12 protein-coding genes and 2 pseudogenes are annotated in these 14,123 nt (G+C 64.0%); 11 read left to right on the forward strand and 3 right to left on the reverse strand.

The genetic code is table 11. From position 1 onward, the window contains the following. Positions 1-102 precede the first annotated feature (102 nt). The 7 genes and pseudogenes from WDM86_01255 (at position 103) to WDM86_01285 (ending at position 7,390) form a co-directional block, all read left to right on the forward strand. Positions 103-2,742, forward strand: coding sequence for a TonB-dependent receptor (locus WDM86_01255; GenBank protein ID MEI9988639.1), 2,640 nt, complete (start codon positions 103-105; stop codon positions 2,740-2,742). Positions 2,743-2,810: 68 nt separating this feature from the next. Next, positions 2,811-3,668 carry an SDR family oxidoreductase gene (locus tag WDM86_01260; protein ID MEI9988640.1) on the forward strand — a complete coding sequence of 286 codons (858 nt, stop codon included), beginning with the start codon at positions 2,811-2,813 and terminating at the stop codon, positions 3,666-3,668. 32 nt (positions 3,669-3,700) lie between these two features. Further along, complete coding sequence (locus WDM86_01265; protein MEI9988641.1) at positions 3,701-4,054, forward strand: pyridoxal-phosphate dependent enzyme; 354 nt, start codon at positions 3,701-3,703, stop codon at positions 4,052-4,054. Between the two features lie 353 nt (positions 4,055-4,407). After that, the gene (locus tag WDM86_01270) at positions 4,408-5,073 is read left to right on the forward strand and encodes a TetR/AcrR family transcriptional regulator (protein MEI9988642.1); all 666 of its coding nucleotides are present in this window, start codon (positions 4,408-4,410) and stop codon (positions 5,071-5,073) included. Positions 5,074-5,098: 25 nt separating this feature from the next. Next, positions 5,099-6,184: a hypothetical protein gene (locus tag WDM86_01275; GenBank protein MEI9988643.1), complete on the forward strand. Its 1,086-nt coding sequence runs from the start codon at positions 5,099-5,101 to the stop codon at positions 6,182-6,184. Positions 6,185-6,205: 21 nt separating this feature from the next. Further along, positions 6,206-6,262, forward strand: a pseudogene (locus tag WDM86_01280) (hypothetical protein). Then, on the forward strand, positions 6,254-7,390 hold the full coding sequence (locus tag WDM86_01285) for a hypothetical protein (protein MEI9988644.1): 1,137 nt from the start codon (positions 6,254-6,256) through the stop codon (positions 7,388-7,390). Before WDM86_01280 ends, WDM86_01285 begins: the two are co-directional and overlap by 9 nt. Here the strand turns inward: WDM86_01285 and WDM86_01290 are convergent. Together WDM86_01290 and WDM86_01295 are read right to left on the reverse strand one after the other, a co-directional pair. After that, a complete protein-coding gene (locus tag WDM86_01290) occupies positions 7,364-7,606 on the reverse strand; it encodes a hypothetical protein (GenBank protein ID MEI9988645.1) in 243 nt (80 codons plus the stop codon). The genes WDM86_01285 and WDM86_01290 overlap by 27 nt on opposite strands. A gap of 48 nt (positions 7,607-7,654) precedes the next feature. Beyond that, the gene (locus WDM86_01295) at positions 7,655-7,888 is read right to left on the reverse strand and encodes a hypothetical protein (GenBank protein ID MEI9988646.1); all 234 of its coding nucleotides are present in this window, start codon (positions 7,886-7,888) and stop codon (positions 7,655-7,657) included. Here WDM86_01295 and WDM86_01300 point away from each other — a divergent pair. Both WDM86_01300 and WDM86_01305 read left to right on the forward strand, forming a co-directional pair. Beyond that, positions 7,872-9,563 carry a YadA-like family protein gene (locus tag WDM86_01300; protein ID MEI9988647.1) on the forward strand — a complete coding sequence of 564 codons (1,692 nt, stop codon included), beginning with the start codon at positions 7,872-7,874 and terminating at the stop codon, positions 9,561-9,563. The two genes, WDM86_01295 and WDM86_01300, sit on opposite strands and share 17 nt — an antisense overlap. Next, entirely contained in the window at positions 9,563-10,054 is a 492-nt protein-coding gene (locus WDM86_01305) for a hypothetical protein (protein ID MEI9988648.1), read from the forward strand. Before WDM86_01300 ends, WDM86_01305 begins: the two co-directional genes overlap by 1 nt. Before the next feature lie 303 nt (positions 10,055-10,357). On the opposite strand, the gene WDM86_01310 is transcribed toward WDM86_01305, so the two are convergent. Further along, the gene (locus WDM86_01310; protein ID MEI9988649.1) at positions 10,358-11,290 is read right to left on the reverse strand and encodes a complex I NDUFA9 subunit family protein; all 933 of its coding nucleotides are present in this window, start codon (positions 11,288-11,290) and stop codon (positions 10,358-10,360) included. A gap of 417 nt (positions 11,291-11,707) precedes the next feature. Between WDM86_01310 and WDM86_01315 the strand changes: the two genes are divergently transcribed. After that, positions 11,708-13,459, forward strand: coding sequence for an NAD-dependent malic enzyme (locus tag WDM86_01315; protein MEI9988650.1), 1,752 nt, complete (start codon positions 11,708-11,710; stop codon positions 13,457-13,459). 75 nt (positions 13,460-13,534) lie between these two features. Continuing rightward, a pseudogene (locus WDM86_01320) lies at positions 13,535-14,070 on the forward strand (IS5 family transposase). Positions 14,071-14,123 lie beyond the last annotated feature (53 nt).

The raw sequence follows: 14,123 nt of genomic DNA on the forward strand, positions 1-14,123 counted from the left end.
TGCGCGCACCAAGCGCGCGGCGGCTTCAGCCGATCACGATGCTTGTTCACGGGAGCCCCTCCGCATTTTCGCGGCAGCGTTGCATTCGAGGGAGTGCTGATTATGCGTTCTATTTTTCTCCGGGTTCTGCTCGGGACGACCGCGGTTCTGGCTATACCGTCCTTCGCTTGGGCGGCCGATGCGCCGAACAGCGATTCGAACGGCACGACCCGAGTTGCTGCAGCAGACACCACGCGAGTCGCAGCGAACCTGTCGCCGCTAGGCGGCGAGCAGACTGTTGAGACGGTCGTCGTGACCGCTCGGCGCCGGGCGGAAAACAGCCAGGATGTTCCGATATCGCTGCAGGCGATCAGCGGCGAGACACTCGAACGCAAGGGCACGATCGATCTGCAGAGCCTTATCGCTCAGACTCCGGGCTTGAACTCGACGGGCGGCAATCCGCGCAATTTCTCGGTGCTGATACGCGGCATCGGCTATGCTCCCACCGCCGCCGACGGTCTCGACAACGCGATCGGCGTCTATATCGACGGAGTCTACCAGGCCCGTCCGGGACAGGTGCTCCAGGATCTTGTCGATGTCGGCAGCTTCGAAATATTGCGCGGCCCACAAGGCACGTTGTTCGGACGCAACGCCGCGGCCGGCGCGCTGAACATCACCACCAACAAGCCCAGCTTCACGCCGAGCGAAAGTTTCGAGGTGTCGTCCGGCAATTACAGTTTCTTCCAGGGCAAGGCGATCCTCACAGGCCCCATCACCGACGACATCGCCTATCGCACCGTGATCTATGGCACCAGCGCCGACGGCTGGCTGCCCACGCCTTTCAAGGTCAGCTTCAAGAACGCGGCGGCGCAGGAAGGCATCTATGCCCCGACCGCTAGCAACCAGACCGTAACGGGGGGCACGGGGCGCTGGGGCGTCCGCCAACAATTCCTCATCAATGCCAGCGACAAACTGAGCATCAATATCACCGGCGATCTGATCGTCGAGAACGACAGTTCGGCGGGCTTCAGCTCCGGCGGCGGAATCACAACACTTTTTGGCCCCGGCAACTGGGGAATCAATACGACCGCAGCACAACAGACGACTGTTACGAAGGCTCTGGCGGCATTGGGCAACCTCAGAAGCTATGGCGGGGTGCAGAACTGGATTCCGGCGGTCAATCCTGATGCCGACATCACCAACAACAATAACCGTACGCACACGACGAATGGCGGGGTATCGGTCACGGCCGACTACAATCTCGACTGGGCAACCCTGACCTCGATCAGCGCCTGGCGCATGTGGGATTTCCATCCGCCGCAGGACAGCGACGCCTCGCCACTCGACATCTATGACAACGAGGCGATCAGCCGCGACGATCAGTTTAGCGAGGAAGTGCGCCTGGCCTCCAACAGCGGAGGGGCGATCGAGTGGCAGACCGGTGTTTTCCTCTGGTATTCCAAGCTCAAGGACCACTACCAAGTCCACCAGTTCGGCGCCGATGTGATTCCCTGGTACAATGCCTATAAAGCCGCAATTGGTACTCCTATTTCTGCCACCTTTGCGCCCATTCCTCTTTCTTTCGCCTCGCAGCTGACGGGCGCGCAGATCATCGAAAATACAACGGTGCAGAATCAGGATGCGGCCGTATATGGCCAGGCAACCTGGCATATCGATGATCAGTTCGATCTGACCGGCGGCCTACGCTACACCTATGATCGCAAGAGCGGCGGCAGCCCGGTCGATACAAGCCGTCTCCCCCAGACCCTTCCCGCCGGCGTGACGAACGCCCAGCTGAACACGTTCTACAACGCAATCGGCGCGGTCTTCAGGAATCCCGGCGTCGTTTACACGACACCTGGCTATCCGGCCGGCGTCGCGACCTCGGGCTATCCTCTCAACGCGTCGACATCGTCCGGCAATGTCTCCGGCTCGGCCAGCCTGTCCTACAAGATCACGCCCGACATATTGACCTATGTCGCGTTCAGTAACGGATTCCAGGCCGGCGGCCTGGATCTCAACAATGGTTCGGCCATTGCTTCGCAGGTCGCCGTCAATCCGACGACCACGGACAATTACGAAATCGGCGTCAAATCCGAACTGTTCGATGATCGCCTGGTGCTCAATATCACGGCTTATAACGAGGTTCTCTACGGCTTCCAGACGTCCATCTCCTATCTCCTGCCCAATGGCACCTCGTACAGAGGCGCCACCAATGCGGGCAATATCCGCGCGCGCGGCATCGAGTGGGACGCGACGGCTGTTCTGGGGGATGGCGTTGGGGTGACCTTCGACGGCGCCTATAACGACGCCATCTATCAGAAGGCGCTGTCGCTGCCCGCCCCCGCGGAGTTGAGCTACAACGGCGTGGCGACCGTCAACGCCACCGGGCAGGTGGCGCCCTTTTCGCCCAAGCTGTCCTTGGCCGTCACCCCGTCCTGGGATTTTCAGATCGGGCCTGACGCGGAATTTTACAGCTATGCGCAGTATTCCTATACAAGCGACTACAGCACGGGCGTAACCCAGTCGATCTACACGCAGGTGCCGGGGGAATCGAACCTCAATCTGCGAGCGGGCGTACTGCTGGACGATGGCAGATATGATGTCTCGGTCTTCGCCAATAATGCTCTCGATGCGAAAAACATCGCCTCGCAGGCGCTGTTGGCAGCACCCTCGGGCGCAGGTGTCACGGCCTATCTCGGCAGGACTGTTTCCTACAACCCGCCTGCTAGGTATGGCATTACTTTGAGGGCAAAATTTTGATGCAGCAACGCGGTGGACCCGTCCCGCAAGGGACGGATCCACCGCGACGGTCTCGAAGGAGACGAACCATGACGGAGCCAATGATGTCGCTTGCGGGGAAGCGGGTCGTCGTCATCGGGGGAACCTCCGGTATCGGTTTCGCCGTGGCTCTGCTGGCGCGCGAGTTGGGAGCGGCTCTGGTCATCGCGTCCAGCAAGGCCAGTAGCGTCGGCTCGGCGCTTGAGCGCTTGCCCGGAGCGACGGGCGATGTTGTCGACCTTAAAGACGAAGCGAGCACCACAGGCTTCCTGGGTCGTCTTGATCCATTCGATCATTTGGCGATCACGGCGGGCGAGTTCGATCGAAGGGTGTTCACTTCGACCGAAGACCTTGACCTCGCTTTGGCCCGAGAAGCCTTCGAAGTGCGCTTCTGGGGGGCGCTTGCGATTATCAAGCACGCCCGCCATATCATCGCGCCGAACGGCTCGGTTACGCTGACGAGCGGCATGCTCGCCCATCGCCCATCGAAGGGATCGCCGCTGCCAACGGCCGTGGTGGGCGCCGTCGAGCATCTGGTTTGCGGTCTGGCGGTCGACCTCGCGCCTCTGCGGATCAACGCGGTCTGTCCGGGGCTGACCCTGACCGAGCTCATAACGAATAGGCCGGGCAGCGCGGGACGAATAGAGACAGCTACGGCCGGCCTACCTTTGCCGCGTGCTGCATCCCCTGCCGAAGCCGCTGCGGCTTATATTTATTTGATGCTGAACGGCTACCTGACCGGCCAAATCCTTCCGGTGGGCAAGGCCTGGACGAGTTCGTGGACGAGGTCGTGCCGGAGCTTCAGCGCCGCGGCATTTTCCGGCGCGAATATGAAGGGAACTGACCTTGAACCACTGGGATCTGCCCATCCGCGAGATCGATCCGCACGCCACGGGCGATTGATGTAGAAGGTCGCGCGCCGCCGCAATCGGGGTTGACCATGTCTGAAACCAGCAAGCCGGACCTGCCGAAACCTGGCCGTGGCCGTGTGTTCAATTCCATCACCGAAACAATCGGCAATACGCCCCTGGTGCGCCTGGCGCGATTGCCGAAACAGGCGCGCGTGGGAGCCGAGATCCTGCTCAAGCTCGAATTCTTCAACCCGATCTCCAGCGTCAAGGATCGCATTGGCGTGGCGATGATCGAAGCGCTGGAGCGCGAAGGCGAGATTTCTCCGCAGCGAACCACGCTGGTCGAGCCGACCAGCGGCAACACCGGAATCGCGCTCGCCTTCGTGGCTGCCGCCAATTCGAACTCCCGCGCATCCTCGGTGAATATCTTCCGGGCGGTCTGATCGTCGAAATGGCCGATGAGGGCGAGCCAGCGGACGCGACCGCATCAGCCGGCCAAATGGCTCCGGATGATGGCGATGGCATCCTTATCGCCGAAACCAGCGTCACTGCGCGGCTCGCGCATCGCGCTTCGATCGAGGTCTTGCCGGGTCATATGGGAAGTGCATTCGGCCATCAACAAAGCGTGCGGATGCGGCTACGGGCGCACGGCGCCAAGGTCGGAGAACCGTTTCGGCTCCGCGGGTGTCTCAGCGTCTAAGCACGGAGGACTCCACGAATAAATCTTTCGATTGTCGTTGACTCCACTGTTTCGTCTCTTTAAATCTGAATCTGCATCCAGATTCAGATTGTATCGATGCCCAAGTTAACTGACCGGGCCGGTAGGCGGGACAACGACAGCAGGCAGGAAAGCCCTGCTAACTCCTTGCCAGCATTGCAGGAACGTTCACGCGAGACGCGTGACCGGCTGATTGCTGCGGCGGAAGAGGCGTTCAGCCAGAGGGGCTATGAAGGCGCCCGGATCGCCGACATAGCCAAAGCGGCGGGTTGCTCGACTGGCTCGGTCTACTTCCGATTCAAAGACAAGAGCGCGCTGTTCGCCGGCATCGTCGAGCGCTTTGCTGAGGAAGCGCAGGCTCTTGTTCAGGCCCTGCCCGTGCCTGGAGCGGGGATGGGCGCGGTTGAACTGATCCAGATACTGGTGTCGGGGGTGGCGGATCTCTTTTTCGCCCACCGGGGCCTTTTTCGCGCCGTGGTCGAGCGCGGCGTTCACTTCCCGCCTGCCTTCATCGCCGTGGTGCGTGTACGCGCCGATCTCGACCGTGTGATCGGCAATGCCGTACGCGCACATCGTAGCGAACCCGGCCGCGATCTGGATCTAGAGGTCCGCGTGGCCACTCAGATCATCTACGGCTTCCTGTTCAACATCGTGATCAATCCCCTGTCGCCGACGCGGAGCGATGGAGAGCGCGCGATCGCCGAATTGGCCAAGGCCGTCATCGCCTATTTGAAACTCAATTAGCCGAACGAAGAAGTGCCGGGGTGTCATGATCAAGCTGCGTCTATCGCTCCTAGCGGCGGCTTCCACCGCCGTTCTTTTATCGATCGCGCCGGCTGAAGCCGCTGGCGACACGTGCGGCAGCGGAACGGCGGGCGGTACGCGATCGATCGCCTGCGGCACGAGTTCGGTAGCTTCCGGGACTGAGAGCGTCGTTTACGGCTATGACGGCACGGCTTCGGGAGATCAGGCGATCGCGCTGGGCGCCCGCGCCTCTGCGCAAGGCGACATTTCGGTGGCGATCGGCGCCGGCGACGGCTCGACGACTTCCAGCGCCCTGACCTACGGAACCGCTGGAATTTCCATCGGCGCGGATAGCATCGCAGGCAAGTCCGACGGCAGTTCTCCTTACGACGCGGCGATCGGCTACCATGCCTATGCGCAGGGCGGTCAGAGTTCGGCATATGGCTATTTCACCAATGCCTCGGGCGTCGACGCGTCCGCCTTCGGCGACAATGCAACCGCGTCCGGCACCAGCAGCTTCGCGGGCGGCGCCTATGCAACGGCGTCCGGCGATAGGTCCATAGCCATCGGCGGCGACTCCAACAGCACCAGTGCCGCGCATGGCTATGGGTCGGGCTCCGTCGCCATCGGCGACTTCAGCCGCGCCGGCGCCGCCGACGGAAGCACCTTCCACGACACGGCGGTCGGCTACAGTGCGCAAGCCAATGGCGGCGACAGCAGCGCGTTCGGCAATTCCAGCGTCGCCAGTGCCCAGCATGCATCAGCCTTCGGCTTTAATGCGAGCGCGGCAGGGGCAAGCAGTATCGCCTCAGGCTTTTCGAGCCATGCCAGCGGCGACTCCGCCGCCGCCTATGGCGCCTCCAGTTCGGCTTCCGGGGTACATAGCCTTGCCGTGGGCGAGGGCGCATCGGCCACGGATTCGAACACGGTCGCCCTCGGCGCCGGCGCCTCTGCCATCGCCGAGCACGGCCTTGCCGCCGGCGCCGGTGCGAGCGCCACCGGGGACGAAAGTGTCGCGCTGGGCTATGGCAGTTCGTCCTCCAACAACGACACAACCGCAATCGGCACATCGGCCGATGCCAGTGGCGACTCCTCGAACGCCGTGGGTTAATTCAGCAGCGCGAGCGGCCCCGGTAGCGTGGTGATCGGTCAGGGCGCCTCCGCCACGGGCTTCTACGGCGTGGCGAGCGGCTATTTTTCCTCCGCCGGCGGCTTTTACAGCGTCGCGAGCGGCTATTTCTCGTCCGCCAGCGGCGCTTACAGCTCCGCGATCGGTGGCGGTTACGACTGGAATCACGATGGCGTCATCGATGTCGACGAAGCCACGCTCGCCAACGGAACGGCCGCCAGCGCTTTCGGGGGCGGCGCCATCGCCAACGCGACCAACGCGACCTCCGTCGGCGCGGGGAGCAGCGTAACGGGCGCCAATTCCTCGGCGCTTGGTGTGGGGGCCTATGCGGGCGGCATCGCGGCCGGCAATTCCGCCAACAGCTTCACCAATGCCTACACCACGGCGCTCGGCGCGGGGGCAGAGGCCGGCGCCACCGGGACGGGCGAAACCTACGCCACCGCCGTCGGTTACGGCGCGACGGCCAATGCGGCCAATGCCACCGCGCTCGGCTCCGAATCATCGGCGCTTTCGAGCAACGCCATGGCCATTGGGTTCGCCTCGACGGCCAGCGCCACCAACAGTGTCGCGCTCGGTTCCAGCGCCGTGGCGACCGCCGCAAATGCCATGGCCTTTGGCGACAACGCCAATGCATCCAGCGCGGATTCGATCGTCCTCGGCGCCTCCGCTGCCGTCGGTCAAAGCGGCGGCAGCCACGCCCAATCGGGGCAGGCCGGAATCGCCATCGGCGGCGCATCCAATGTTCGGGCCGACGACTCGGTCGCGGTCGGCGGTTCAGCTCTCGTCAGCGATAATTCGGATCACGGTGCCGCATTCGGCTATGGCGCGACCGTCGCGCTCGGCAATGAATTCTCCACCGCCCTTGGTTCTGCGGCCCAGGCCGGCGTCGCCGGGCTTCCCCTTGGCAGCCAGCGGCAGACTTATGCGACCGCGGTGGGCTACAACGCGCGCGCTCCAGAACAACACCACCGCGACCGGCGGCAACAGCTACGCCCTCGGCGTGAGCGACAGCGCCTTCGGCGCCGGCGCGCTTGCCGGCGGCAATGGCGGCAACGGTTTCACCAATGCCAACGACACTGCGATCGGCGCGGGCGCGCAGGCCGGCGCGCTTCAGTCCTCTGCAACCGGCTCGACCGCGGTCGGCGCCGCGGCGCTCGCCAATTACGGCGACGACACGGTGATGGGTAATGCGGCCTCGTCCACCGGAATTGCGGCGAGCGCCTTTGGCATGAATTCGAGCGCGCATGACGGCGGCTCGGCCTTCGGCTTCGGCGCCGGCGGGAATTCCAGCTCGGCATTCGGTGAGTTCGCCGCTGCGAACGGAAATTCTGCACTCGCCATCGGCAATTCGGCCGCGGCCGGCGGAGATACCAGTGCGGCGGTCGGCGATCTCGCCAGTTCCACCGGATTCGCCGGTTCGTCCTTCGGCGTCCAATCCTCGGCGGGCGGCAGCTACAGCACGGCGCTCGGCGCGCATGCTTCCGCCGACGCGTCGAACACAATCGCGCTCGGCGGCGGCGACAATGCGCTGACTTTTGGCGCCAGCGCATCCGTCAGCGGCGCGATCGCGATCGGCGCCAGTACCGGGGCGAGCGCGGCGAACGCTGTCGCGCTCGGCCTCGGCGCTCGGGCGACGGGCTCCAACAGCGTTGCCATCGGCTCCAACGCATTGGCCAACGTCGCCAACACCGTGTCGTTCGGCGCCATTGGCAGCGAGCGCAGGCTCGTCAACGTCGCGGCTGGGACACTCATATCCGGCGGCACCGACGCTGTGAATGCTGGCCAGCTCTTCACCACCAACGCGAATCTTGCCAGCCTAACGACGACAGTCTCCGGCAACGCCTCGGATATAGACGGCCTGCGGACCACGGTGGGCGGCAATACGTCCGACATCGCGTCGCTAACGACCAATCTCGGCGACCTGACGACCACGGTCTCCGGTAACACGAGCGACGTTACGCGCCTGCAAACAACCGTCAGCGGCAACACGTCCGACATAGCCGGACTGCAGACCGCCGTCGGTAACAACGCGGCAGGCCTCACCAATCTGACAATGACGGTCTCGGGCAATTCATCCGATATAGCCGGCCTGCAGACGACCGTTTCCGCCAATACGACTGACATTACGACACTGAACACCACGATCGACGGCGCTGTCGCGAATATATCGGGCCTCACGACGGCGGTTGGCACCCACACGACCCAGATCGCCGCGCTGCAAGCCGATGTCGGCAATCTGGCGAGCGACATCAATTCGTTATCGGCCGGCGGCTCGACCTATGTGAAAGTCAACAGCTCCGGCACGGCGGCGCAGGCCAGTGGCGGCGACGCTGCGGCAATCGGCACCGGCTCGGTCGCGAGCGGCGATTCCTCGATCGCCTTCGGCAATGGTGCCGAGGCGACTCGGAACGGCGCGATCGCCATGGGTTACGGCGCGTCCTCGACTGGAGCGAATGCGATCGCGATTGGCGCGGGCGCGTCCGCGACAGGCTCTGTCGCGGTCGGCAACGGTGCCACGGCCGCCAATGGCGGCTCGGCTTATGGTGATTTCGCGATTGCGACGGGCGCCGATTCCGCCGCGCTCGGCGCGAACGCCAGCGCGACTGCCGAAAACGCCGTGGCGATTGGAAACGGTTCGGTCGCCGCGGTCGCCAACACAGTGTCCTTCGGCACCGCTGCCAACCGGCGCGTTCTGACCAATGTTGCCGACGGCGCTATCGCGGCGAGCAGCGGCGATGTCGTGACGGGCGGCCAGCTCTACACGACCAACCAAAACGTCGCCGTGGCGCAGGGCACCGCCAATACGGCGCTGGCCATTGGCCAGAACGCCGTGGCTTATGACGGCCCATCCCATACGAATGTGACGTTCAATCCGTCGGGCCAGGCGGCAACGCTGCACAATGTCGCCGCGGGCGCCGCGGCGACGGACGCGGTCAATGTCGGTCAGCTCCAGTCGACGAATGCGGCGACGCTGAACCAAGCCGACGCCTACACCGACACGCGCGCCGTTGCGGCGGTGGGCCAGGCCAACGCCTATACGGACGACAAAGCGACCGCGACGCTAAATCAGGCCAATGCCTACACCGACAAGAAGGCCGCGGCCATCAGTGCGGACATCGCGCGCATGGATTCGCGCAGCAATGCTGGCACCGCGCTTGCGCTGTCGTCCGGCAGCCTGCCGCAGGCCTATCCGGACGACAATGGCGTCGTCGGTGTCGGCGTCGGCGAATATAACGGCCAGACCGCGGTGTCCTTCGGCGCTTCGAGCGTCTTTGGCGACCACACCGTGGCCCGCGCCGGCGCGAGCTTCGACTCGCAAGGCTCCGCAGGCTTTTCCGCTTCCGTCGGATGGAGGTTTTGATGACGATGACGACTTACGATGCTTTGCCGCGGTCGGGGTTCCTCGCTTCGCGCGGCGCGACCGTGCTGCTGGCGACGCTCATATCGGCAATGGCCGGCGCCGGGGGCGCCGCGCTCGTCTCGACCGGAATGCTGTCCAATGTCGGACATCCCGCGCCAGTCGCAGCCCCGGCGGCTGAACCGGATGCCGCGCCGCGTCCGCCATTGCCGCCGCATCCCGCACTGCCGCGCATGCAGCTTCAGGCGCAATATGCCGGCCCGCTCCAGGACACGGTGGTGCAGCGGCTGCGCGATCCGGTCGACGGCACGATCTGCTATGTCTACCTGCCTATCGCCGTGCACCACGCGGCGGTGAAACAGGAGAACGAGTATGTTGACTATGGCGCCAACGCGATCGGCGCGCTGAGTTGCTATGCGTCACCGGTGTCGCCGCGGGCTGCCGCGGCCCATGCGGCGCCGGTGCCCTCACACCAAGTTTCACCCCATTTGTAACTTAGCCTGTCACGGAAGATACCGATCAATTCGGGAGCGGAGAGTCGACTCCGATCCCCGCAAGGCGATGATCGGCGCGACCGGCAGGCAGTCCTGCGGCAGATCAATCGTCGCCTTGCCCTCGGCGGTATCGAGCCGCGCCGGGGCGAATCCAATCCAGCATGTCCCAAGGCCGGCGGCCCTGGCCTCCATCACCTTGATACTGTTTTGCCGCTCGCACGGAGGCGAGCATGGCTCTCTTGCGCATGACTACCTGCACGCGAACGTCCCGTCACGGTCGCCGGTTCTATCGCCCACGCGCTGCTACCCGGTCCACGCCGTCGAATCGACGGAGATGCCCCCCGTCTTCTGCGCTGGGGGCGGGATTTCGCGGGGCCGGAATTGGCCCTTGCCGCGAAACCTGACGAGATAGGTGGGCGCGAGCACGGCAAGGCTCGCCGGCTCGATCCCGAGATCGGCGAAGGAGAGCGCGCCCTTGCGCATGACAAGATCGATGCGGGCGCCGCCCGGCAATGAAACCACGGCCCGCTCGCGTTCGATCGCCCCGAGGATCCAGTCGCTGAGCGCGCGATGGCTCAGCACATTGGGTCCTGCAAGCTCGTAGGTGCGACCGTTTGCGCATCCGGGATCGGTGACGGCCTTGGCGACGGCCGCGCCTATGTCGCCCGCAAACACCGGCTGCAAACGCGTCGTCGCATTGCGCAACAGGAGCGCCGGAAACATCTGCGCGCGCGCGGCGATGCGGTTGGTGAAGCGATCGTCCGGTCCGAAAGCGCTCGCGGGGCGCAGGATTGTCGCGGCGGGGAATTCCTCTCGCACGGCGGCTTCGGCCTGTCCCCTGATGCGTCCCTGCCGCGTGCGCGAACGGAAGGAGGCATCGAGCGTGGAGATGTGCACGAGTGTCTGCGCGCCCGCGTCCATCGCCGCCCGCGCGACCATGATGGCGCCGTCGAGATGGAGCGCCCTGTATCCTTCGCCCGACCAAGGCGCGCGCGCACCCACCATGTTCACGACCGCGCTGGCGCCACGTACTGCACGCGCAATGTCGCTTGAGGAACGGACGCTTCCATGCGTGGCCTGGATTTGGCCCGGGAGCCCCATCGACGCCAGGAATCCGGCGATATAGGGCTGGCGCACCGCAACGCGGATCCGGAAGCCGGCGCGCGCGAGCGTCCGCACGGCATGGCGGCCAAGGAAGCCCGAGCCTCCGAACACCGTCACAATCTTGTCGCGCACACCCCAACCCCGAACGGAAGCACCCCATGACCAGCCCCACGGGTCGATTATCGAGACTAAGTCATTCTCGCCAAGCTCACCATTGCAAACGACCGGCGAGCGTTAACATTCGAACGACCCACGCACTGTTGGCCCATCAGTGTTGCGTCAAGGCTTCGGTCGCCCCAACTGCAAATCTGCGAATATCTTATTTACCATTCGGCAATTGCACATCCGCTAGCGTCTCTGCCCAATTGAACGGCATCGTCGCGCCTGTTTGTGGTTATGCGCCTTCCCGGACCTCGCATGATGATTTGATGAATTTTGCCCAGCACGAGCAATAGACTGGTCATCGCGTCTGCTGCGTGGAAAGAAGGACGCTGTCGGGAGTTCAGGCTTCTGGGTCCCTGCCAGGGGCGCGAGCGGTTGGGGGATAATGTGATAACGCGCTTTTGGTGGGGGCGTCGCGCCCGCTATGTCGAAACGGAATTGACTGGCATCGACCTGATCAACCAACCCCTTCTCAACAAGGGAACGGCGTTCAGCGACAAGGAGCGCGGGCTCTTCCGGTTGCACGGCCTGTTGCCGCCGCATGTGGGCACGCTGGACGAACAGGTAGACCGCCGGTTGAGAGCGCTGAGAGCCTATTCGTCGGATTTCGAGCGTTACTCGTTTCTGCGCGACCTCCAGGACACCAACGAAACGCTGTTCTATGCATTGCTCGTGCGCCATACCGAGGAGATGTTGCCGCTGATCTATACGCCCACGGTCGGCGAGGGCAGCCAGCGCTTCAGCGAAATCTGGCGCAAGCCGCGGGGCGTATTCCTGAGCTATCCCAATCGCAACCGCATCGCGGAAATTCTCGCCGACCCTCATTTCGATCGGGTGCGCATCGTCGTGGTCAGCGACGGCGAGCGTATTCTGGGCTTGGGCGACCAGGGCGCCGGCGGCATGAGCATTCCCATCGGCAAACTCGCGCTCTACACGGCTTGCGCGGGCATCCACCCGGTCGAAACCCTTCCCATTTTGCTTGATGGGGGCACGAACAACGAAGAGCGCCTTGCCGATCCTCTCTATGTCGGCTGGAGACATGAGCGCGTGCGCGGCGACCGCTATGATGAATTCGTGGAGACCTTCGTACAGGCGCTTCTGCGCCGCTGGCCGCATGTGCTTCTGCAATGGGAGGACTTCGCGAGCCCGAATGCCGGCCGCCTGCTCGAGCGATATCGCGACCGGCTGTGCACGTTCAACGACGACATTCAGGGCACGGCAGCCGTTGCCGCAGGCACACTGCTTGCCGCGGCAAACGTGACGGGCGTGCCGCTGGCGCAGCAGCGCATCGCCTTGGTCGGCGCCGGATCGGCGGGAACGGGAATTTGCGCCCTGCTTCTACGCGCCATGATCGAGGACGGCATGGGCGAAGAGGAGGCGCGGCGCCGTTTCTTCGCCATCGACCGCGACGGGCTTCTCGTCGAGGGCATGGCGAACATCACGTCGGCGCAAGCCCCGTTCGTACAACCGCGCGAAGCGATTGCGGGCTGGAAGCTGCGGGATCCCGCGCGCATCGGCCTGTTCGACGTCATGGCGAACGCGCATCCCACGACGTTGATCGGCGTTTCGGGCCAGGCCGGCGCTTTCAAGGAGGACGCAATCCGCGAGATGGCGCGCCATGTCGCGCGACCCCTGATCTTTCCGCTGTCCAATCCCACATCGCGTAGCGAGGCCTCGCCCGCCGACCTCCTGGCGTGGACGGAAGGGCGCGCGCTCATCGGCACGGGCAGTCCGTTTCCTTCCGCAAGCTGGAACGGAAAAACCGTATCCATTGCGCAGACGAACAACGCCTACATTTTCCCCGGCATGGGTCTTGGCGTGCTCGCCGTGGGTGCACGACGGGTCACCGACTCCATGTTCATGGCCGCTGCCAGGGCGCTTGCCGGAATTTCTCCCGCCGCAAAGGAACCTTCCGGTCTCCTGTTGCCGGCAATTCCGGATTTGCGCGCCGTTGCCCGTGTGGTGGCCGTCGCCGTGGCGCAGCAGGCCGCGAAGGACGGCGTGGCTCGCAGGTTTGGTGCCAAAGCTCTCGCGCGCCGTATCGCGGGGACGATGTGGGAACCGGATTACCTACCCTATCGCCGCATACCTCGCCGCCGTCCGCACACCTCGGGACACCGGTTCCACCTCGGGCACTAGGTCACATACTCAAAAAGAAAAGGGGTTCCCAATTTAGGCGAACGGTGATTCGAATTTCCGGCGATGGGAGTTTGGATGGCTCGCTTCGATTTGACGGATTTCGAGTGGTCGGTGATCGCTCCGCTGCTGCCGAACAAGGTGCGCGGGGTTGAGCGGGTGGACGACCGACGGGTCTTGAACGGGATATTCTGGCGTCTTCGAACGGAAGCGCCCTGGGCGGACATTCCGGAACGCTATGGCCCTCACACGACCTGCGTGAACCGCTTCAACCGGTGGCGCAAGGCCGGCGTGTGGGATCGTCTTCGGGAAGCGGTGTCGAAGGCTTATGACGGCGACATCCAGATGATCGATTCCTCGTCGATCCGGGTGCACCAGCACGCCGCCAACGGTCAAAAAGAGAGACGCGATCCCGTTGCATGGGTCGCTCGCGGGGCGGGCTGACCACCAAGATCCACGCTCTCGTCGATGCCTGCGGATCGCCGATTGTACTGCAGTTGAGCGAGGGGCAAGCCTATGGCAAGCGCAACCTTATCGAGCGGTTCTTCAACAAACTCAAGCAATTCCGAGCCATCGCCACGCGATACGACAAACGCGACGACAACTATCTTGCAAACTCGCCTCAGCACGAATTTGGATGCGCTTTGATGAGGCGATGGCTCTAATG

It is taken from the genome of Rhizomicrobium sp. (genome assembly GCA_037200045.1).
Taxonomy (GTDB): domain Bacteria; phylum Pseudomonadota; class Alphaproteobacteria; order Micropepsales; family Micropepsaceae; genus Rhizomicrobium.

Bases quoted from the DNA above. Each gene is read 5' to 3' on its own strand.
- WDM86_01265 (MEI9988641.1), top strand. From the start codon at position 3,701: ATGTCTGAAACCAGCAAGCCGGACCTGCCGAAACCTGGCCGTGGCCGT.
- WDM86_01255 (MEI9988639.1), top strand. From the start codon at position 103: ATGCGTTCTATTTTTCTCCGGGTTCTGCTCGGGACGACCGCGGTTCTG.
- WDM86_01270 (MEI9988642.1), top strand. From the start codon at position 4,408: ATGCCCAAGTTAACTGACCGGGCCGGTAGGCGGGACAACGACAGCAGG.
- WDM86_01305 (MEI9988648.1), top strand. From the start codon at position 9,563: ATGACGATGACGACTTACGATGCTTTGCCGCGGTCGGGGTTCCTCGCT.
- WDM86_01260 (MEI9988640.1), top strand. From the start codon at position 2,811: ATGACGGAGCCAATGATGTCGCTTGCGGGGAAGCGGGTCGTCGTCATC.
- WDM86_01275 (MEI9988643.1), top strand. From the start codon at position 5,099: ATGATCAAGCTGCGTCTATCGCTCCTAGCGGCGGCTTCCACCGCCGTT.